The sequence below is a fragment of the Leptospira johnsonii genome (assembly GCF_003112675.1).
Taxonomy (GTDB): Bacteria; Spirochaetota; Leptospiria; order Leptospirales; family Leptospiraceae; genus Leptospira_B; species Leptospira_B johnsonii.
On the sequence record NZ_BFAY01000005.1, the window covers coordinates 65,224 to 86,810 of the forward strand.

Here is a 21,587-nt window from a genome sequence, read left to right on the forward strand (position 1 = left end):
TTTTTTGTTTTATACGTTTTTAGTAGGATAATAAAGAGGTTTTAGGTCAATAAACCGTACGAAATTTCTGCTTAGATGAACTGGCCAGCTCTAAGCGAATTTTACTTTTCACTTTCTTGTACTTTAAGAGAATACTAAATCGAAAGATCATAATTTTAAATAATTTCTTTCATCATTTCCTAAAAGAATAAAAAAGTATTTCCCAATTTTGTTACTTATCGAATACCAACAGGAACGAATGTTTCGATCTATCTTAGTACATTTGATTTGTTTAATATACTTTAATTAGTTATAGGTATATTAAACGGGGCATATTCGACATCTAAATCCTTTTATTCGTTTCTAAACGATAAATAAACATAGGGATCGAAATATTCAGCTAATCAGGAGTTTTTTATATGGCTGAAAACGGCATTCTGCAACATTCTTTGGGAGATAATGCAGCCCGCAAACTTGCAAATACAACGAAAACACAGGCACAATATGGTTTAATCACTCCCCGTTGGCTAGTTCGTTTATTGGATTGGAAACCTTTAGAGTCAGGGACCTTAAGAGTGAACCGAGTCAAAGACAATACCTCGGTAGAGGTTGTTTGCGGGCAGAAGGATGAGCAGCCACTCCCTGAAACTTTCGTAGACTACGAAGAAAAACCTAGAGAATATACATTAAGTGCAATATCTACTGTGCTGGATGTTCATACTAGAGTTTCCGATCTATTCAGCAATCCTTACGATCAGATCCAAGAACAACTTAGGCTCACTATCGAGAGCGTAAAAGAACGCCAAGAGAACGAGCTAATCAACAACGAAGATTACGGCCTACTGAAGAATGTTCCTAAAAAACAAAGGATCCAAACTAGAAAAGGAGCTCCTACACCTGATGATCTGGACGAACTCATTTCCAAAGTTTGGAAAGAGCCTTCTTTCTTCTTGGCTCATCCTTTAGCAGTAGCCGCGTTCGGCAGAGAATGTACTCGCAGAGGAGTTCCACCAGCTACTGTATCTCTTTTCGGAGCACAGTTCCTAACTTGGAGAGGGCTTCCTATCATTCCTACGGATAAACTTTTAGTAGGTGGAGAAACCGCTCCTAAGGCTCCTGGTGGGACAACCAACATTCTTCTTTTAAGAGTAGGAGAAAAGAAACAAGGTGTGATTGGATTATACCAACCTGGTCTACCTGGAGAACAAACTCCTGGACTTTCCGTTCGTTTTATGGGGATCAATCGTTCCGCAATCGGTTCTTATTTGATTTCTCTATATTGCTCTGCCGCTGTTCTGACCGACGATGCAATCGGCGTTTTAGAAAATGTGGATGTAGGCAATTATTATGAGTACAAGTGATTTTTCTCCGGAGCTTCCCGGAGAATTTTCGAATTGGAAGGATTCTCCTCCAGTAGATCCCAACTTGATTGCGGAATGGTCCAAGAAATTTTTCGGACCGCTTTCAAGCGGATCTAACGTGGACGAATTAGTGCTTTCTTCTTCCAAGATACCGACTGAGATACCTGTATCTAGTCAAAATATTATCTCTCAGGCAGAATCTGCTTCGGGAGGAAATTCTTGGACTTCTACTTCCGGATCTGGATACACTAGGGTTCCGGATCTGGGATTATCTGGTGTTGGAGTTCCTGCATTTCCGGGAGGTTTGAATATCCCGGGTGCTGGACAGGGATTGCCTGGCCAGAATTCCTCATTTTCTTTTTTAGATGAGTTTAGATCTTTCGATTCGAAGGCCCAGAATCTGCAAGTTTCCGACCCATTCAGTTTTAGTCCTAGTTTGGTCCCTTCCATAGATATTTCTTCCGGGAATTTTGATCTAAGTTATGCCAGGAAAGATTTTCCGATCTTAGAAGAGAAAGTAAACGGTAGGAATTTGGTTTGGTTGGACAACGCCGCAACCACTCATAAACCTCAGGCAGTAATTGATAGGCTTTCCTACTTTTACAAACATGAAAATTCCAATATTCATAGGGGAGCACATACTCTTGCTGCAAGAGCTACCGATGCGTACGAGGCTGCAAGGGAGAAGGTAAAGAATTTCTTAAATTCTTCTTCTACCGAAGAGATCGTATTTGTTAGAGGAGCTACCGAAGCGATCAATCTTGTCGCCCAAACCTGGGGAAGACAGAATATAGGAAAAGACGATGAGATACTTATCTCTTGGTTGGAACATCATGCCAATATCGTTCCTTGGCAGATGTTATGTTCCGAGAAGGGAGCCAAATTAAAAGTAATTCCTGTAGACGAAACAGGACAGATCATCTTAAGCGAGTATCAAAGATTACTCACACCTAAGACTCGTTTGGTGGCATTCACTCAGGTCTCTAATGCATTGGGAACTGTTACTCCTGCCCAAACAATGATAGAACTGGCTCATAAACAAGGAGCTACTGTACTATTGGATGGAGCCCAAGCAGTTTCTCATATGCCAGTGGATGTCCAAGCATTGGATTGTGATTTCTATGTATTCTCCGGTCATAAGGTATTTGCCCCCACTGGAATCGGGGTCCTATTCGGTAAAAAGGGAATTTTGGACCAAATGACTCCCTGGCAAGGCGGAGGGAATATGATCCAAGATGTTACTTTCGAAAGGACTGTTTATCAACCTGCTCCTTTCCGTTTCGAAGCAGGAACGGGAAATATCGCAGATGCAGTCGGTTTAGGTGCAGCCATCGATTATTTAAACAAATTCGGAATGGTCCGTATTGCAGAATATGAACATTCTCTTTTGGAATATGGGACCAAGGAATTGAAAAAAATTCCCGGTCTAAAAATGATCGGAACTGCACCTGATAAGGCCGGAGTATTATCTTTTGTATTAGAAGGTTTTAAAACAGAAGATGTCGGAAGATATTTAGCACAAGAAGGAATCGCAGTCAGATCAGGACATCATTGTGCGCAGCCTATCCTAAGAAGATTCGGATTAGAAAGTACCGTCAGACCTTCCTTAGCGTTTTATAATACTTGCGAGGATATAGACGCCCTTATCCGAGCTTTATATGACCTAATAGGCGGAAGGACTTCCGGCCCTCTATGAGGGTCGGGTCCTGAAGTAAGTTCCAGTCAATATTCTTCAGATAGAAAAATCGATCACATTGTCTAGTTCTTTGGAATTTCTGACCCGAATCTCATTTTTCTGATACACCACTGAATAAGGAGGAACACTCTGAGTGACCCAGGTGTTCCCTCCGATAATGCTATTCCTTCCAATGACAGTATCCCCGCCTAGTATGGTAGCTCCTGCATAGATAATCGTATTTTCTTCAATCGTTGGATGTCTTTTAATACTGGCTAGATCCTTACTCACTGAGAGTGCTCCTAAAGTAACACCTTGGTAAATTTTAACGTTATCCGCTATTTCAGACGTTCCCCCGATCACGATCCCGGTCCCATGATCCATAAAGAATGATTTTCCTATCTTTGCTCCGGGATGTATATCTATTCCTGTTTTTTCGTGAGCGTATTCGCTGAGCATCCTTGGAAAGATCGGAATTCTTAAGCGATGTAAAACATGAGCGACCCTATGCACTGCAATCGCATAAAAACCGGAGTAGGCAAGTATAACCTCTTTAACACTTTCCGCGGCGGGATCTCCTTTATAAGCCGCAATCGCATCTCTCCAGATCAGATCGTAAAGAATAGGTAATTCTTTTTTGAATTCGGAAAGCACCCAATTGATCTCAGGGCCGTTGGATCCGACCAAGTAAGGCTGTAATTTCTTCTTAGCATCCAAAAGAAAACGGGAGATACTATCTTCTACCTGAGTTCGGTCCCTAAAGTTTAGATCGGAGAAAAACCCTGCAAAAAGAATATCGAATAGTTCTTGGACAAATTGTCCAGCGACCTGTCTTCCACCGTAACGATGAGGATCTTCATTCTGTTTTTCGAATATAGAATCTAGAAAATTACGGTAATTGTCTTCCGAGGTTGGATCGATTTGAGGTGTCCCGTTTGTTTCTTGGATTCCCATGGTGCTTTCTCCCGACAGATCTATATGTAGTAAAATCCGTTATAATAGATATCTTTTGAATAGATTTCTGTGAAATCATAAATTATTTTAATATATTAAATTTTATTCTGCTTTAATTGTATAATTGCCGACCTCTCGTTTAATATATCTGGGTATCAGTATAATATATTTAGCTCTTTTGGGGATTAGAATTCACCTTATTGGATTTATTAAGTGCTATGATGGAATTTTCTGGGAGGCTTTGGTCATTCAGGGTTCTGGGGAGGAACAGAAATGAAGAAAGGCTTTGCTCGAAGCAGATATTCGGTTTTTATAATATTCTTGTTATTCGTTTTGGGGAGCGGAGAAGTTTTGGCGATCGATGGCTTATACTTTAACGCGATCAATTCCAGATACTTAGGACTTGCTGGAGCGGGTTACGCACTCGGTGGTTCTCCTGTCGATGTTGCTTTGAACCCTGCGAACTTGTCATTGGTAAAAGGTAAAAAATTAGAATTCGGTTTGGGGGCTTCTCTTATTCAGAACAGATACAGGGACCGCTTCCAAGATCCGAATCCGGAACTGGTCTACGAGAACGATAAAACGTCTAACGTTGTGGGCCCTGGTCCTTACGTTGCTTTTAAACTTCCCGTTACAGAAAATATCAATTACGGTGTCACATTCTATGTTCCGGGAGGAGCTTCCGGAGGAGTGGACAAGATCACAAGAAATACTCCTACCGGAGAATCGGTAAACCAATGGGCGGATGTAAATTTGCCCGGGCCACTAGGAAATTCAAAACAGATCAAAGAATCCAATTCGAATACGTTTGCAGTTTTTAAATTGGTAAACGGACTCTCTGTTAAGTTTGGAAATTTATCTTTGGGTGGAAGTGTGGAACTCGCTTACGGGACTCAAAAATTAAATCAAAAATACTATGATATCACAGGGAATATAGAGATCCCCGGCCAAGGATATTATTATGAAAGTTCCAAGAATGCTTTCGCCTTGGGTGGCATTTTAGGAGCCAATTATTCTTTTTCGGATTCTTTCCGTATCGCCTATGCGTACCAATCTCATGTAGGAATTCCTCTAAACGGTGGATACTCGATCGGAACAAACGATCCGAATTATTATCGTAAGACAGGTGTTTCTTATACTTTCGATCTTCCTGAAAAACATGTTTTAGGTCTTGCTTTCGGTCCGGAGAATCTAAAATTCGCATTGGATTTCGTGTATACCAACTACGGTTCTTATTTGAGAAAGGCAAACCAAACCTTGGAAGATCCATGGCTTCCTACTCCAATCGGAAAAACAGGATCTGCGGATGCACATTTGAATTTCAGGGACCAATGGGCGGTCATTTTGGGAGTAGAGTATAAGGCTTCTTCTTCCTGGATACTAAGAGGAGGATATTCTTATAATTCTCCATTAGTAAAAAGTAATGCATTGGGTGGGACTACTGGTGGATTTTTCTCTCTTACGGATATTGTTTCCGCAGGTTTCAGTTATTTATTCGACAGTTGGAGTTTGGATCTAGCGGTCAGTTATAATATTCCTAGGAAAACGATAGAAGGCGGAAAAGGAACGGATTGGGATCTGTCACATGCTGTTGGAAACGTGGGTAACGCGAATCTAACCGGTTATTCTTATAATGCGAGGGCAGGAATTCCATCCTTCAGTATCGGCGCGGTAAAATCTTTTGATTGATATTATAAGACAATAGAGCCGGTTTCGCCGGCTTTTAAAAGAAAGGTAAAGCTTGCTCGGGACTTATTTATTCTTTCTAAAGAAGAATTTAAGTCCTCGTGTGTTTTCTAGGCTTAGTTAACGAAATTTCTCAACTGTTGGAATACGGAACCGGAGTGCGCTCTTATATAAAGGGCATAACTGCTGGTTAATATACTCAAAACAAGTGGTAGAAATTTAAAAAACTTATTTTTAGCAAACGAGAACAGTATAAACGCAGGGAATACTCCTACGATTGGTATTAACGATCCTATAAATAGGAATAGATAAAACACCCAAAAGGAGGCGATTTCTTCCTCTTCCGGTTTTCCTGTTCTGTACTTGATCGGTTTTTGAGGCTGGGCACGTGAATGAATCACGACGCCTGCCGGTTGGGTTTTCATTCGGTATTTTTGATCCGACTTCTGGCTTCTATTATCCATTCCTTAAGTGTAGATCTTTTTGAAGGAAGAGCAATCTGATTCGGTTTATTTTTAAAATAAATCGAATATTCCAAAAATTGAAATTGGATCGAATCGGATGAAATCGGACGTAAATGATTAGTTAGGCGGTAAATAGGTTCCATAACCTTCTATAAGGTGGGAATTCCTGCGAAAACGTGAATTTTCGTGTTTTATCAATTTAAAGGGGAGGATGACCGTAATTCAATGATCATTTTAGTGCCTTGATCCAGTTCACTTTCCGCATAAATCCTGCCATTTAGAGCTTCTACTTGGGACTTAGTGAGAAAGAGTCCTACTCCTCTTGCATCCGGATGTCTATGGAATGTTTTATGTAAACCGAATAGTTTGTTTTGGTATTTTTTCAGATCTATCCCTAATCCGTTGTCTTCTACGATCAGTAAATATTTTTCTTCCGAAATTTCCGTTCGGATCTCTATTTTGGGAATTCTGTGAGAAGACCTATACTTAATAGAATTGGAAATTAGGTTCAGAAGGATACTTTCCAAATAAGTCTTATCGTATTCGAATTCTTCCAACTCGGAGAAGTCGGAGCGGATCTCTGCGGACGTTTCCAAGATCTGACCTTCTAAAATTCTCAGGATCTTTTTTAGAATGGAATCGAATCTTACAGTTTCAATCTTTCGTTTGGTTCCTTCTTGTATTTTTAATACTTCTACCAGGCTATCTAATGTCTCTTGCAGATAGTCGACAGAGATCTTGAATTTTCCGACTAAGGAATGGACCTCTTCTTCGGATTTTGCTTCTTCCACCAATTCCACTAGGGAGATCAAATTGCTGGTAGGGGCCCGAAGATTATGAGAAGTGATATGTGCGTAGTTTAGAAGTTGGGCGTTCTTTCTTCCCAATTGGTCCGCTAAAATTTCCAATTGTAGTTTTGTATCTTCTAATCTTTCTAAATATTCCTGGGCGCCCGATACGTCAGTGCCTATTCCTAAAAATCCGGAAAGTTTGGAGTCAAAACCCTTTACCGGAGTGATGATCATTTGCGCAGGGAAGACAGTTCCGTCCTTTCTTTTGTATTTCCAGATCCTGGAATCGTAGGATTCTCTTTTGGCGACCTCGCTGAATATATCAAATCCTTTGATTTCTTTTTTGTAAAGTTCGCTCAGTTCCTTACTTCTCTTATTTGTGTCTTCCTTATCGTGGAGTATTTCAGGGGTATATTTTCCGATCAGTTCCTCTTCGGAATATCCGAATAGGTTCTCTGCTCCTTTACTGAAAACCGTTATTACTCCCTGCAGATCCGTTTTGATAATAGCGACTTGGGTGGCTGAATCCAAGATCTGTTTCATCTCGTAGTTGATCGTGATCAAAGATTGTTCTGCGAATTTCTTTTCGGTGATATCTTCTATCTGAGAAACGAAATATAGAAAGTTCCCAAGCTTGTCTCTGACGGAAGATACGCTCAAATTGATCCAGATAATGGAACCGTCTTTTTTGAAGTATCGTTTTTCCATTTTATATGATTCGATCTCTTTATCTAGGATCTGTTTTACATAACTTAAGTCTTTTTCCAGATCTTCTGGATGAGTGATGTCTTGGAAGGTTAGGGAATAGAATTCGGTCTCTGCATATCCAAGCATATCACAAAGTTTTTTGTTTACCTTTAACCATTTTCCTTCTGAAGAAACGAGGGCCATTCCGATCCCGTTACTTTCAAAAGCCCCTCTGAACATGAGTTCGCTTAATACTAGGTTATCTTCTATCCTTCTTCTTTCTTCTATGTCTTGGAAGATACCGAATAAACGTGTACATTTTCCTTCGGAGAATTCCGCATGCCCAATCGTTCGGACCCGTTTGGTTTTTCCCGTTTCCGTTTGGATCTGAAGATCCATATCATAATCTGTTCCGGAATGTAATGCACTTTCGATGGCAAGTATCATTCTTGCTTTATCTTCTCCTACTCGGGCAAATCGAATAAAGTCATCTAGTTTAGGAGAGTGGTCATCTGGGACCTCGAATATCTCTTTGGTCTTTTTGCTCCAATAAGTATTGTTCGATATAAAATCTATTTCCCAGGTCCCGATCTTTGCGATCTCATTTACTCTTGCCAGATTTTCCTGGTTCTTTCTGGATTCTTGGTCAGCCTGTTTGATTCGAGTAATATCCCAATTTGTTCCGATCATCTGGATCGGATTTCCTTCAGAATCCCGGAACACTGCGGCAATCGCCTTAATATAGTGTACTGATCTATCAGGCCAGAGGATCCGAAATTCGGTATCGAATTCCTTTCTTCCTGCAACTGCATTATAAAAGTCTTCTATTGCTCTGGTTTTATCCTCAGGGTGAAGCGATTTCTCCCAGGCCTCATATGCACCTGAAAATTCCGTCTTTGGAACACCGTATAGATTGTACATTCCTTCGTCCCAGACTAAGACATTTTTGATCAGGTCTAAGTCCCAGATTCCTACGTTAGCCGCTTTTGTGGCGAGTTTTAATCTTCTGTTGCTTTGTCGAAGAGATTCACGATCCGCCTTGGGTTTGGTGATCTCTTGGAATAAGAATACAAATTTGTAAGATGCTTGTTCGGAAGTTTTTATATAGCGGATCCCCACTTTAAAGTATAAAAAGTCCCCATCAGAGCCGGCGATCTTCAATTCGAATGCAGAAGGATTTTTGCCGTTTTTTGCTGATTCAATTTCTAATTCAAATTTTGTCCTGTCAGCAGGATGGATCTTTGTTAGGAGGAATGAGAGAGAAATTTCGGATTCGTTTAAACCTAAACGTTTAGAGAGTTGGGGAGGGATCTTGCAGAGACTTATATCTTCCGTTTCCCAGACATACGTGTCTAGAAGTTCGGTTAGGAAATCCAGGGTTTGAGCAGTTTGGTTTTTTCCGAGTTCTTCTTTCTGAGACATACCGGGTTCAACTCGGGGTCGATGGAATTTTAGACGTATGATTTAGGATGTCAACACCAAACAAAAAAGTTCTTTCTGTATTCTGGATCTAGTCTCTTATTTAGGTATGTCCGATCTTCCATTGATTACAAAAGTTCACGAAGTAACAGGCGGTAAAATTTTCCAGATCACGATGAATCGTCCGGACGTTCATAACGCAGTGAATAAAGAGATGGCGGATCTATTTGTGGAAGCATGGAAAACTTTCCAAAAAGATCCGGAACTTACCGTAGCTGTTTTGCATGGAGCAGGAGATAAGGCCTTTTGTTCCGGAGCAGACCTTTCCGGTTTAGATAAAATGGCAAATCTGTATCTAAACAAAGAAGAAAGAGAAGAATATGCTAAGAATGATCGAGGCCCTTTAGGTGGTTCGAGGATCGTCCAGAAAAAACCTGTGATCACTATATCCCACGGCTATACTTACGCAGGTGGTTTGGAATTATTTTGTCACGGTCATATTCGTATCGCGGAGCCTCAGGCAATATTCTCCGTAGCTTGTAGAAGATGGGGAGTTCCTCTTGTAGATGGTGGAACAGTGTATCTTCCTAGGTTGCTTGGTTGGGGATCTGCGTTACCGATGATTCTCACAGGACAAAGGATACGGGCGGAGAGAGCCTACCAACTGGGTTTAGTTTGGGAACTTGCGAAAAAAGGAAAGGGTTTAGAAAGAGCATTTTCTTATGCAACCCAACTTTGCAGACAACCTAGAGATGCAATGTTCGCGGACCTGAATTCGGCTTTAGAAGGTTGGAATCTACCTTTACAAGAAGCGCTGAGTGTAGAAGCCAGAAATACTTTTCCTGTAATGGAAAGCAAAAGTACCAAAGAAGGTGTAAAACGTTTCTTGGATGGGGACCGTTTTTGGTTTAGATGAAATAAAACAAGTATAGGACATTCTCTATTTCCAAAATTGTATTGTTGGTTCCGAACAATAGTGATCTAATCCTAAAACCATTGCGGATACGTATCAATCGGATATTGTTAGGAAAAATTATCTGCCATAATATGGAGAATGTTTATGCGAACTAAAAATAGGATTTTGATCTTACTTTTGTTTCTATCTTCGATTGGTTTCGTAAATTGTGATGCTTATAACGATTTATACGGAACCGGAGGAGATGATAAGAATGACAAGAAGACCTGCAGCGCGGCCGCCGCATTGTATTTAAGTTGTTCGAACGAAAACCCTGGTTATGCAAATACTGCATGCTCTTCCCAATATCTATTGGCCGCTGCTGCTTGCGGTTACGGTGGGGGAAGTGGAGGAGGAGGCGGGGGAGGTTATTAAAACTTTTCCCCGACGAACAATAGCGGATCTGCTTTTGTTAGATCCGCCTTTTCGTTTATTTTTGTTCCGAAAGGATTTCTACATCCCATTCTTTTAAATTAGTTAATACATAATTCAAAAGTGTTTCCTGAGCCTTCCTGGAATCCTTAGTATCTATCTGGGGACCGAACTTCATATGGATCTTTCGGTCCCTATAAAGGCTGCCTAGATCTTTCCAGATTTTACCATTTTGCCAAAAATCCGTTTTGATCGCAAATGGAACTACCGGAACTCCCGCTCTCGCTGCAAGTTTAACCGCGATAGAATTAAATTCTGCCGGATTAAAAGTTCGGGTCCTTGTACTTTGAGGAAAAACTACAATAGAGACTCCTTTTTTCAGAAGATTGACTCCTTCTTCCAATACTTTTACTAGATCTTCTCTTGGATTGTCGCGTCCAACTGCGATCGGGTCTCTACTTCTCATGATAGGACCGAAATAACCTTTTATTAAACTTTCTTTAACTACATAGGTAAGCCTTCTGTGAGGCACCAAAAAATATGAAAAGACGAAAGTTTCTAAAACGCTCATATGGTTTCCCGCAAAAACCACAGGTCCCTTGGGAGAAATAACGTTTTCTAGGTTATCTATTTGGAATTTGCCCTCGCAGCCTTCGATCAAGTCTAATATCCCACCCGATAATTCTATCCAACGAGGATCGAAAAACTTTCCTTTCAAGGCGTCCTTTCTTGCGATGAAGATCTGACGGAAGTATCCATACAAAAAAGTAAGATCGGAACGGAATAAGAATCGATCTAAGAGCCATCTTTTTCGATCGGGAGGAGTGATGTATCTCAAGCTCACTCCTTCTCTCAGTTCGATCCTGCGTCCCAATTCTTCCTTGGTTAAGTCGTAAATCCCTGTGATCAGCGCTGAATCCGGGATTTTAACTATAGGCGTTGTGATCTTATCATAAATGGATTCTATTAAACTCACTCTAGGTTCCTTTTAGAAGCGTAAAGAATGACGAACATATTAATTTTCCCCGAATTCTTTTCCAGCTAATAAAAGGTTTTTTAAGATCTATTGTGCGGAGCACCGGAACTAAAATGCTTGGGAGAAGATCACCAATGTACTTCCAAAAACGGTTTTTCTGCTTTGCATTTTTGTTCGAAATCCAGGATCTCTTTTGCATTTTTCAAAGTGATATCAATATCATCCCAGCCGTTTCGGATCCGATTTACAGAAGCTGTATCCAAATGGAAGTTGAATGTTCTGTCTCCCGCTTGCACTTCGAAATTTTCGAGATCGACCCGAATCGAAGAACCTGGATTTTTTGAAACCCATTCGTTTAGGTAGGAGATCTCTTCTTCTTTCAAACGAACTAGTGCGATCCCATTCTTTGCAGAATTAATAGAGAATATATCGGCAAAAGAAGGAGCCAAAATCGCTCTGAACCCAAAATCCGAAAGTGCCCAAGGAGCATGTTCTCTACTGGAGCCGCAGCCGAAATTTTTTCCTGCTATAAGCACACTTGCATTCTTAAATTTTTCCTGGTTCAAAATGAATTCAGGATTTGGAATATTTCCTTCTAAGTCCGAATATCTCCAGTCATGGAATAGATGTTTTCCAAAACCGTTCTTATCTATAAGTTTCATAAACTGTTTAGGAAGTATTTGGTCCGTATCGATATCCTCTCTTGGGATAGAGATCGCAACTCCATTATGTATCGTCCAAATTTTTGGGTTCATGCCAATTTCCTCACATCTGAAAATTTTCCTGTCACTGCCGCAGCGGCTGCCATAGAAGGACTGACTAAATGTGTTCTTCCGCCTCGACCTTGCCTTCCTTCAAAGTTTCGGTTAGAAGTAGAAGCACATCTTTCTCCCGGTTTTAATACGTCGTCGTTCATCGCGAGACATAGGGAACAACCGGGTTCTCTCCATTCAAATCCTGCTTCTTTAAAAATTATATCCAGACCTTCGGATTCCGCCTGACGTTTTACCGATCCAGAGCCTGGAACCACCAATGCTTGCACCCCTGGATGTACTTTTTTACCTCTTGCTACTTCTGCTGCAGATCTTAAGTCTTCTATCCTGGAATTTGTACAGGAACCAATGAATACCTTGTCAATTTTGATCTCAGAGATAGGAGTTCCCGGTTTTAAACCCATATACTCCAATGCGTTCTTAGCGGTTTCCTTGGCTCGGGTATCTTGGAAGTCTTCCGGATTCGGAACGACACCTCCAATCGATAGAGACTGAGAAGGATTGGTTCCCCAGGTAACCTGAGGATCTATTTTAGAAATATCTAATTCAATAGTCTCATCGTATACTGCGTCTTTATCAGTGAAAAATGTTCTCCAAAATTCTACGGCTTGGTCAAAACTTTTGCCTTTGGGGACAAGCTTTCTATCTTTCAAATAATCGAATGTGATTTGGTCGGGTGCGATCAGGCTCGCTCTTGCTCCCGCTTCGATACTCATATTACATAGAGTCATTCTCCCTTCCATAGAAAGTGATTCGATCCATTCACCCTTGTATTCCATGGTGAAACCTCTTCCTCCTGAGGTTCCTATTTTAGAGATCAGTTCCAAGACTATGTCTTTGGCTGTGATCCCGAAGCCTGGTTTACCTATAAAACGCACCAACATGGATTTAGTTTTAGCCTGTTTTAATGTTTGGGTAGCAAGCACGTGTTCCACTTCGCTTGTTCCGATCCCGAACGCTAAAGCGCCGAATGCCCCATGAGTTGCTGTATGAGAATCTCCACACACAATGATTGAACCTGGGATCGTAAATCCTAATTCAGGTCCCAAAACATGCACGATCCCTTGGTCAGGGTCTTCGGGTCCGAATAAACGTATCCCGTAGTCTTTGCAATTTTTTTCCATGGTATCTATCTGCAATCTGGAGACAGGCCCTGCAGCATCTCTGTTCTTGCGATCTCTTGTGGAAACATTATGATCCACCACTCCGAAGGTAAGATCGGTCCTTCTTACGTTTCTATTCTTATTCCTTAAACCTTCGAATGCCTGAGCGGAAGTCACTTCATGAAGAATATGACGGTCCACATATAAAATGGATTCAGAATCCGAATTTTCGGAGATCTTATGATATTCCCAAATTTTGTCGTATAGAGTTTGTCCCATATTTCCCTCTTGTGAAAGAAGGTATCAAATTTACTGATATAATGCAAATAAATTGGTTTTATAAAATATATAACTAAAAGTTATATGTAGTTATGGAATTCAGACAGATTGTTTATTTTCTGGAAATTTCGGAATCAGGCACATTCCTAAAGGCTGCTTCTCGTTTGGGATTAACACAGCCTGCGCTTTCCAAACAGATCTATCTTTTGGAAAAAGAATTGGGAGTTATCGTTTTGGAAAGAGGGGGAAGGGCAGTCAGGCTCACCCACGAAGGAGAAAGGTTTTACCAGTATTCTATCCGGATGAAAGAATTATGGGAAGAGATCCAAAATGGTTTTTCCAAGGAGAATGAACTAAAAGGAAATTATTCCATCTCCGCAGGTGGGACAGTTTCAGCTTGGATATTGCCTCAGATCTTAAAAGAGATCCTGAAAAAAAGAACGGGGCTTTCTCTTTCCGTAAGAGAGGGAGATGCCGGGGAAACCAAGGACGCAGTTTTAAAGGGAGAAGTGGATCTTGGGATCTTGACAGGACCGATCTCAGAACCTAGTCTGAATGTTTTGGAATTTTTATCCGATCGTATCTTCCCAGTGGCTGCGAAAGACCACCCCATTTTCCTAAAAAATAAAATTAGAATAGAAGATCTGAAAAAACAATCCTTTGTATTATTCCATCCAGGTTCCGCACTTAGGAAGGCAGTGGAGAAAAAGATTAAATCTTTCACTAAAGAATTCAGTCCTAAGATCGCAATGGAACTTAGGAGTGTGGAGTCTGTAATCAAATCATTGGAAGCAGGACTCGGGATCGGATTTTTGTCGGAATATTCCATTAGCCCTAAGCTTAAAAAAATCAAATTCGAAGAATGGAATACGGAAAGGAAATTTTATCTTTGTTATCGTAGAAAATCCGGACCAGGACTTGCTTTACTTGCTGAGGAAATATTAAGATCGACTAAAGAATGGGGATCGCAGAGACCTTCTTCCCATTAAGAGGAAGAAGGTCTTAAATTTTATTTTACTCCGGTTTTATGTAAGAATTCCAAAACTTCTTTTTGGACCTTCTCTTTATCTGAGAATACATGTTTAGAAGTCAAAACATGGCTACCTACTTCTATTTGGACCTTAGTGTTGAGAGGATTTGGAGTATCTCCTCCGATCTTATCGAAACCTTTCAGCATCGCGTCCACACTTGCAGTTTTATCCTGATGATCCTTGTCTTTATAATAATATACTAATAGAGTAGGGACCTTGATCTTCTCCAGGCTGTTTTGGCTGAATACGAATTTGGTCGCATTGCTTACGTGTTGGATCGCGGATAAATACTGATCCTTATACCAATATTCGTAATAATGTTCTCCCACTCCGTCGTCCGGCTGTTTAGGAGGGGATTTTCTGATCTTTCCTTGGACCGTTTCTCCAAAGGTCATTCCTCCCGGATAAAAGAATAATTTAGCCAAAGGGACCGCAAAATCGAAAAACGGGGAGAATAATACCAGATCCTTGATCTTGTCCGGATATTTTCCCGCAAGATAAACAGAGATCAAGCCGCCCATACTGGTTCCCATGAGTATAGTTTGATTTCCTAATTTATCCATCATTAATAGACTTTCTTCCGCTACGCGGATATATTCCGTAAAAGGAGTGTCTCTATGATCCTCATTATTGGTTCCGTGACCCGGGAGTCTTAAGTAGTAAGTATTTGCCTTGAGAGAGGCGGAGATCTTGTCTACAGTCTCTTCTCCTTCTGCGCGGGACGCGCCAAAACCGTGTATATAAAGAATTGCGAATTCCGTTTTTCCTGGAGAATAACGGATCAATTTTTCTTCGGATCCTGGTCTTCCGTGAAGTGATTTGGTCTCTTCTAATTTGGTTTTATAAAACGAATCGAAACTTTGCGTTAGGTCCGCTTTTGGATGGAATTCGTATTTGGGGAATGTAGCGTAATAGATCCCCAAATAGGCGATAAGCACAGCACCCAGGCCGATCGAAACCCGTTTGAATATTTTTTTCATCCTTCTCTCCGTGTTTTTCGGATTCATATGCGCGACGAAAAGGATATTAGGAACCCTTTATTTTGAGGCAAGGACTTTTGTTGGAAGAAATGAACGGAATCTAGACCGGGTTCTTGAAAGTGCCAGGTCTTTTAAGCTCTTTTTTTCTTTTCGGAATCCAATTGGAATAGCACGTCCGAAAGATGGAATTCGCCTAGTTTTGCTTCGAGTGCGGACTGAGCCTCTTGGAAAATTCCGGTCAAAGTAGTTTGTATCTTTTTACCCACAGGGCATTTCGGGTTCGGCTTGTCATGGATCGAGAATAGAGGAGCCTCCGTTTCCACAGCCTTGTAGATCTGTAAAAGTTGGATCTCCTCGGGAGATTTGGCGAGTTTTGCACCTGCAACTCCTTGTTTGGAAACCACGAGTCCTGCTTTTTTTAATTTTCCCAGGATGTTCCGGACTACAACAGGATTGGTCCCGATACTATCTGCCATAATTTGAGAGGAACTGGCTTCTTCTCCATCCCGGTCGACCAAGGAAAGAATATGAATGGCTATGGAATACCTGCTCGGAATCGACATCTTTCCCCCTGTAGTTGATGCTGGGCGATCTTTCGAATTCGCCAATCATATTTTCTGACGACCGAAATATCTAGGAACTCTCCTGTTAGGGAATAAAAAACGATTTGGAGCCTATTTTTTCGTTTTCCCCTGGTTTAAGAAATATATTTCTGATTTCTGCAATTTCTCGGAGGCATCCTATGTTCGCTAAGTATTCGACTCTATTACTAGGGGCATTGTTCTTTTTTCACTGCGGTAAAAAATTGCCAGTTTCCATGATCACAGCCACTTCCATGGATAGCGGGCTCCCGTTCGAGATCCTGGACGGAAAAAAATGGAGACCGGAAGAAGGCGCCAAATTCGTTAAACTTCATTTTTATCCGGATGAAACCTTCTTATTATCCAAGATAGAAGTAGAATCCTGTAATGGGGACTTCTCCGATCCGATCACCGCCTATATTAACTTTGATGAATATAGCCAGGAACTGTCCACAGGATCCACTGCCGCGGTTTCCTTCGATGCACCTAAGAGCACTCGATCAGTTACTTTTAACTTTCATAAAAATGCAAACCTATGCGTGCAGAAGGTAAATTTTTACGACGACAAGGGTTCCAAGATGAAATGGAAGGGGCCGAAAGTTGTAGAAGCGTCTGTGACCGCATCCGAAACCGCTAAGCCGAATCTTTCTTACGACGTGATGAACTTATTCGACTCTAGATACGAATATGCTTGGGCCTCCGACAAAAAGGGTCCAGGGGTAACTTTGGATTTCGATTTTAAGGAAACTCAAAAGATAAAATCCATCAAGATCTGGAACGGTTACCAAAGATCCGACAGACATTGCCAGACAAATGGGAGATTAAAAACCGCAATTATCACAGGTGATAACGGATTCGAAGAAAAGATCGAAGTAGGAGATATCATGGGACCACAAACCATCCAATTCTCCAAAACGTTCGAAGGTAAAAAATTAAAACTTAAAGTAGATTCTATTTATACAGGAAAAGATTATAAAGGACTTGTTATCAGCGAGATCCGTTTTTCAGACGGAGACGACTGGATCTTACCGAATCCAATGGAGCAAGTTAAGAAGATCGCAAAAAACAATTTTTTCCAATTCACAGCGGCTAATATAGATAATGTACTGAACTGGAGTTATGTAGGAGGAGAATATACCGGAGCTATTCCTGCTGCAAATGCGAGTGTAGAACAACAACAGGCTCAAACCACTGAAGGTTCTCCAGCGGAAACAACCGGAGAAGAAGGCCAGACGCCTGAAACCAGTCTGATTTCTTCCAACTGGACTTTAAGATTGAGATCCGACGGAAGTCTTTTCTTTGAGGGAAATACGACCGAGGCCGATGGAGATGGACAAATTAATAAAAGTTTCTTTGCATTAGGAAATTATGAAGTAAAAGAAGCCAAGCCCGACGGTTTGAAACTTCGTATATTCGGTCTTGTTCGAAAAATGACCCAAAAAGAGTATAACGAAGATTATTACGGCGGGGACTGCAATGGCTGCGGAAGAGACTGTAATAATAGTCAGGATTCGGAGAATGGAGAGAAAATTTTCCAAGAACAGATCCTTCTACGCAAATCTGGAAATAAACTTTTCATAAAGAATGAAAATCCAGGAAAAGTTTTCCAATTCTCTACATTGGAATTGGTCCAGGAATAAATTTTGTTTAGGAAAGTTATCCTTCTTCTTTTCGTTTTGAGCTTAAGCGATTGCGAAAAGGAAAAAAGTTCCGATCCTTCCTTTTCCCTGAATCTGTCCGGGAAAAAGGGGGGAGTTCCTGTTCGTATCGATTGGATCTATAAAGGTTTCCCGGGAGAGATGAAAATTTATGAACTGGCTTCTCAGAGACCGGTTCAGCTCTGGGATACAAACACCGTTTCGGATCTGAGTAAGGCTCCTATTTCGAGTTTGATAGAAGATTCAAGATTGGTTTTGGGTCCGGGAGAAACCCGCAAGTTTGCCTTAGTATATAAGAATGAAACAAAGGAGAAGTTATACTTTTTTGCTGCTCCTCATTCAGTGAACCCGCCTGAATTCGGTTTTGGTTTTAAATTCAAATGCCTTTGTGTAAACCATCTATTCCAAGTGGAACCAGGTTCTGTTTGGTATAGGATCGTTGAAATACGCACTATGCCAAACTGGGCGAGTGATCCATTCCAGATCACCCATACTTTAGTGAGAGTAGATCCATCTCAGGCGAAAGAATGGAGTAACACAGGAACACATTCCCATTCAGATGAATGAGAATGTTCTAAGAAAAAAAATAATATTAGGGTATTCTAAAATACTTCAGGCGAGGTTCGGGTGTTATTGTTCCGTTTTAGGCTCTGCGCCTGGATCCGGTTTTACACATACCAGAACCTTATTTTGAAGATAACATTCTGTTTCCGTTCCGTCCTTTTTTCTGTAAGGTCCAGGATTGGAATTGCTTGAATCCGTAAACTCTGTTACTAAAACGCTTCCGTCGGTAAACGTTACTTTTCCGGATCCTTTAATGATACCTTTTGCAAAGTTTCCTCGGATTACCGTTCCGTTGGAGTAGAAATACATTCCATCTCCTTCTTTCAGATCATTGACGTAAATTCCTTCGAATTTGTCGCCGTTCTTGTATACGAACTTACCTTTACCTTCTCTATGCCCACTACTGAATCCACCTGTGTATATATCTCCTGTAGAATATACGTAGGTGCCAGTGCCGTTTTCACAGTTGCCGGATTCGCAACGGCCATCTTCCGTATCTTGGTCCGGGCTAAAGGATCTGGTGGAAGCGGAGTTTGCACTTTCGGATCTGGACGCGCTTGCATTATTGGAAGATTCGGAAGAATCCTTGGTTTCCGCGGAAGAACAGTTGAATATTATAAAAAATGCGAAAATGGAAATGAAGAAACCTGTTAAAATTCGAGCCATAGTAAAATTTTTGACCCTAAACTTAGATTCGTCAATCCGATTTCATTGTAATAATTCTCGGACAGGCATTCCTTGGCGGTTGATAAAGTCAGGAAGTTTGTTTTTGATCCCTAAAAATACCAAATAGTAGACTTTCCGCAAAGCAGGATGAAATAAGATTTTGTCCAGGATCCGATACCTGCTTCTGTTCCTTAAAAACAATTTCAGGATAAATCTTAAAAACCAAGAAGGTTTGGACTTAGATGCTAGGAACTGGAAGCGGAAAGTTTTAGGATATTTCTTATGATATTCTTTTGCGAGCCTTTTGGATCCGGCTAATAAAGAAGGGTTTTCGGAATACAGTAGTTTTCTTGCGTTTAGAATGAGCCGAAATGTCTTTTTCTGAAATTGAGAGTCGTAAGGCAGATCCAATTTTTCGGAAATTTTTTTCATGCGAGAGAGATGGGCAAATGTTTCTTCTCCCAATCGTAAGGACTCCTTTGGGTTCGGATTTAAAATGGAATATAAGAACCGGAAAGGATCGGAAACAGTGATCTTATCCCAGGTGATATGAAGAATGGGCGGGATCCGAACGCGATGCAAATAAAAACTTTGTTCTGCAAATCCGGGATCATACAAAAGGTTTAGGATCAATTCTTCACTTAATCTTAAAAATTCCAAAAATTGGTCCGCATTCTTTTTACCGTAAAATTTAAGAAGAATGTCCTCTAAACTTCTTTCCGGTCTTGTGAATAATTGAACTGAAACAAACGTATTCAATTCATTCCAATAAGAAGAACGTTTTAAAAATGTGATATTCCTGAATGATGACCAGCCGCCAGTTTGGGTCCAAACGCTGATTCCCGCTATATTTGCTTTCCCTAAAAGTTCGGATCTGTATTTTTCGTACATCCATCCTACGAAGCTAGGATATTCCCCAAAACCTTCATATTCTCTTCTGGCTTGCAATTCCAAAAGTTTAGGTTTATCGTCTTCGAAGAATAACGGATTGATCGGAAGATATCTAAAGAAATCACCTTCTCCGTATTTTAAAGAAATGATAAGAGATTTGCTTTGTATGTCTTGGAAGACTTTATGATATGTTTTCGGATTCCAGATAAGATCTCCTATTTCGTAGGCTCCTAAAGTCCAGGTGCGAAATATTAATGTTTTATTATGTTTTTCGAAAACCGGTAGGATTTCTTTCAAGAATGAGTTTGCCGCTTTAGGATTTTTTAGGAAAAGTTTACTTCTAAAATCCCCGGTAACATCCACTCCGTCGGATTCTCCGATACGAAGTATGATCCCTGAAATTTCTGTGAAACTAGAAAATAGATCTTCTAAAGATTCTTTGAAAAGTCGGATAATCTTGTCTAAATTTCCGCCGGTGTGTTCTAAAATCGGATCATTGACAGAGAAAAAATCGCTTGTGATAAATACTTGCAGATCTTGGGAAGAAGCGATCTTAAAAAGTTTTTTATACTTCTTGCGGTAAGATGTGATCTTACGTTTTAGATCTTCTGGATAAAAATCCCTTTCGGAAAGATAACAAAGTTCGTCCAGACTGACCGCATTAAATCCCAATTTAGAAATTCTTTTCGTATATCTGGAAAAAGATTCTCTGACTCTTTTATGTTTTTTCTTTGATGGAAGGGAAGATTTTTCCAGATGTGCGAGAGGTGCCTTGGACCAATTCTGATGTTTTTCTTTGGATTCCAGAAAGAAAGGAGCAGATCCGTCTACAAGAGAGAGCATTCTTTTATTCCGTTTTCTTTCTGTATCTAAACGATTCGAGAGCAGCAGCAAATAAGATCAGAGCTCCACCTATGAATTCTTCCTTTCGCGGAACCTCATGTAAGATTGCCCAAGCAAGTATGGCAGAATATACAGGCTGTACTGTAGACAATAAACCAGCAGTTTTAACCTTCATCTTGAACACAGACTTGATATAGAATGTATGTCCCACTGCTGTGAAGAATACACCTAAAAGAACGATCAATCCCCAATCCTTGGGATCTGAGAATAAGTTCTCGAAGAATAAGATAGGACTTAAAATAAAACATGTAACGGCTGTTTGGTGGAAAATCACCTGTGTGGATCCATGTCCCGACAGATATTTTTTAGTAAGAATATTCCGAAATGCCATTGCCCAGGAAGAGGAGAGTCCAAGTCCTACGCCTAAAAGATATTTATTTTCCAGATCAAAATTTGGGACTAAGATCCACATTCCAAATAGAACGAGGACCGCGAGTGCCAGATCCAAACTTCTGATCTTAGAAGGGAAAAATAAAGGTTCTAATAAAACGGTCCAGACTGGATGAGTGAAAAGTGTAAGTACCGCCACGGCGATAGTCGCTTCTTGAGCGGAGGCAAAAAAAGTGACCCAATGAAATGCGAGGAGAACTCCTAAAGAGAAGGAGATCCAATTTTCTTTTTTACTAGGAAAGAAGAATGGCCTCTTTCTGAACCAAAGAACGAAACCAAGTAGACTTGCTGCGAATAATGTTCTTCCCCAGGTGATCAGAGAAGGGGAATGCGAAAGAACCTGGGCAAACAGCACATTTCCACTGATTAAAATTTGGGAAACTTGGAATTCAAGATAGGTTCTAAGTCTAGTTTCCTGCATCTGGCAGGACTAATTTGTGATGCCTATT

At 40.7% G+C, this 21,587-nt stretch carries 19 protein-coding genes; 8 read left to right on the plus strand and 11 right to left on the minus strand.

Annotated elements, in window-relative coordinates:
• The first annotated feature begins 398 nt into the window (after nt 1–398).
• Together LPTSP_RS01565 and LPTSP_RS01570 are read left to right on the plus strand one after the other, a co-directional pair.
• Nucleotides 399–1,340 (plus strand): family 2A encapsulin nanocompartment shell protein, encoded by a 942-nt coding sequence (locus LPTSP_RS01565; RefSeq protein ID WP_108927098.1) that lies wholly within the window; start codon nt 399–401, stop codon nt 1,338–1,340.
• Nucleotides 1,327–3,036, plus strand: a complete 1,710-nt coding sequence (locus tag LPTSP_RS01570) for a family 2A encapsulin nanocompartment cargo protein cysteine desulfurase (RefSeq protein ID WP_108927099.1) — start codon at nt 1,327–1,329, stop codon at nt 3,034–3,036. Before LPTSP_RS01565 ends, LPTSP_RS01570 begins: the two co-directional genes overlap by 14 nt.
• 36 nt (nt 3,037–3,072) lie before the next feature.
• Here the strand turns inward: LPTSP_RS01570 and epsC are convergent, their stop codons facing one another.
• Complete coding sequence (gene epsC / locus LPTSP_RS01575; RefSeq protein WP_108927100.1) at nt 3,073–3,969, minus strand: serine O-acetyltransferase EpsC; 897 nt, start codon at nt 3,967–3,969, stop codon at nt 3,073–3,075.
• A 273-nt stretch (nt 3,970–4,242) separates the two neighbouring features.
• Between epsC and LPTSP_RS01580 the strand changes: the two genes are divergently transcribed.
• On the plus strand, nt 4,243–5,658 hold the full coding sequence (locus LPTSP_RS01580) for an OmpP1/FadL family transporter (protein WP_108927101.1): 1,416 nt from the start codon (nt 4,243–4,245) through the stop codon (nt 5,656–5,658).
• Between the two features lie 113 nt (nt 5,659–5,771).
• Here the strand turns inward: LPTSP_RS01580 and LPTSP_RS01585 are convergent, their stop codons facing one another.
• A complete protein-coding gene (locus tag LPTSP_RS01585) occupies nt 5,772–6,080 on the minus strand; it encodes a hypothetical protein (RefSeq protein WP_108927102.1) in 309 nt (102 codons plus the stop codon).
• Between the two features lie 233 nt (nt 6,081–6,313).
• On the minus strand, nt 6,314–9,019 hold the full coding sequence (locus LPTSP_RS01595) for a PAS domain-containing sensor histidine kinase (protein WP_108927104.1): 2,706 nt from the start codon (nt 9,017–9,019) through the stop codon (nt 6,314–6,316).
• Nucleotides 9,020–9,140: 121 nt separating this feature from the next.
• On the opposite strand from LPTSP_RS01595, the gene LPTSP_RS01600 reads away from it, so the two are divergent.
• Nucleotides 9,141–9,932 (plus strand): enoyl-CoA hydratase-related protein, encoded by a 792-nt coding sequence (locus LPTSP_RS01600; RefSeq protein ID WP_245915443.1) that lies wholly within the window; start codon nt 9,141–9,143, stop codon nt 9,930–9,932.
• Between the two features lie 144 nt (nt 9,933–10,076).
• A complete protein-coding gene (locus tag LPTSP_RS01605) occupies nt 10,077–10,346 on the plus strand; it encodes a hypothetical protein (protein WP_108927106.1) in 270 nt (89 codons plus the stop codon).
• Between the two features lie 55 nt (nt 10,347–10,401).
• Here the strand turns inward: LPTSP_RS01605 and LPTSP_RS01610 are convergent, their stop codons facing one another.
• From LPTSP_RS01610 to leuC, 3 genes are all read right to left on the minus strand, one after another.
• On the minus strand, nt 10,402–11,319 hold the full coding sequence (locus tag LPTSP_RS01610) for a lysophospholipid acyltransferase family protein (RefSeq protein ID WP_108927107.1): 918 nt from the start codon (nt 11,317–11,319) through the stop codon (nt 10,402–10,404).
• 128 nt (nt 11,320–11,447) lie between these two features.
• Complete coding sequence (gene leuD / locus LPTSP_RS01615; protein WP_108927108.1) at nt 11,448–12,074, minus strand: 3-isopropylmalate dehydratase small subunit; 627 nt, start codon at nt 12,072–12,074, stop codon at nt 11,448–11,450.
• Nucleotides 12,071–13,474, minus strand: coding sequence for a 3-isopropylmalate dehydratase large subunit (gene leuC, locus LPTSP_RS01620; protein ID WP_108927109.1), 1,404 nt, complete (start codon nt 13,472–13,474; stop codon nt 12,071–12,073). Before leuC ends, leuD begins: the two co-directional genes overlap by 4 nt.
• Nucleotides 13,475–13,566: 92 nt before the next feature.
• Here leuC and LPTSP_RS01625 point away from each other — a divergent pair, with 92 nt between their 5' ends.
• Nucleotides 13,567–14,463, plus strand: coding sequence for a LysR family transcriptional regulator (locus LPTSP_RS01625; protein WP_108927110.1), 897 nt, complete (start codon nt 13,567–13,569; stop codon nt 14,461–14,463).
• Nucleotides 14,464–14,483: 20 nt separating this feature from the next.
• Here LPTSP_RS01625 and LPTSP_RS01630 read toward each other — a convergent pair whose 3' ends face one another.
• A complete protein-coding gene (locus LPTSP_RS01630; RefSeq protein ID WP_108927111.1) occupies nt 14,484–15,485 on the minus strand; it encodes an alpha/beta hydrolase in 1,002 nt (333 codons plus the stop codon).
• Nucleotides 15,486–15,616: 131 nt separating this feature from the next.
• Nucleotides 15,617–16,048 (minus strand): Rrf2 family transcriptional regulator, encoded by a 432-nt coding sequence (locus LPTSP_RS01635; protein WP_108927112.1) that lies wholly within the window; start codon nt 16,046–16,048, stop codon nt 15,617–15,619.
• A 179-nt stretch (nt 16,049–16,227) separates the two neighbouring features.
• Between LPTSP_RS01635 and LPTSP_RS01640 the strand changes: the two genes are divergently transcribed.
• Together LPTSP_RS01640 and lsa20 are read left to right on the plus strand one after the other, a co-directional pair.
• Complete coding sequence (locus LPTSP_RS01640) at nt 16,228–17,706, plus strand: discoidin domain-containing protein (protein ID WP_108927113.1); 1,479 nt, start codon at nt 16,228–16,230, stop codon at nt 17,704–17,706.
• Nucleotides 17,707–17,709: 3 nt separating this feature from the next.
• Nucleotides 17,710–18,291, plus strand: a complete 582-nt coding sequence (gene lsa20 / locus LPTSP_RS01645) for an LIC11469 family lipoprotein adhesin Lsa20 (protein ID WP_108927114.1) — start codon at nt 17,710–17,712, stop codon at nt 18,289–18,291.
• A gap of 63 nt (nt 18,292–18,354) precedes the next feature.
• Here the strand turns inward: lsa20 and LPTSP_RS01650 are convergent, their stop codons facing one another.
• From LPTSP_RS01650 to LPTSP_RS01660, 3 genes are read right to left on the minus strand one after another with little or no spacing between them, the layout of a single operon-like run.
• Nucleotides 18,355–18,954, minus strand: coding sequence for an MORN repeat-containing protein (locus LPTSP_RS01650; RefSeq protein ID WP_108927115.1), 600 nt, complete (start codon nt 18,952–18,954; stop codon nt 18,355–18,357).
• Nucleotides 18,955–18,996: 42 nt separating this feature from the next.
• Complete coding sequence (locus LPTSP_RS01655; RefSeq protein WP_108927116.1) at nt 18,997–20,688, minus strand: glycosyl hydrolase family 67; 1,692 nt, start codon at nt 20,686–20,688, stop codon at nt 18,997–18,999.
• 4 nt (nt 20,689–20,692) lie between these two features.
• Entirely contained in the window at nt 20,693–21,559 is an 867-nt protein-coding gene (locus LPTSP_RS01660; RefSeq protein WP_108927117.1) for a DMT family transporter, read from the minus strand.
• Nucleotides 21,560–21,587: the final 28 nt, after the last annotated feature.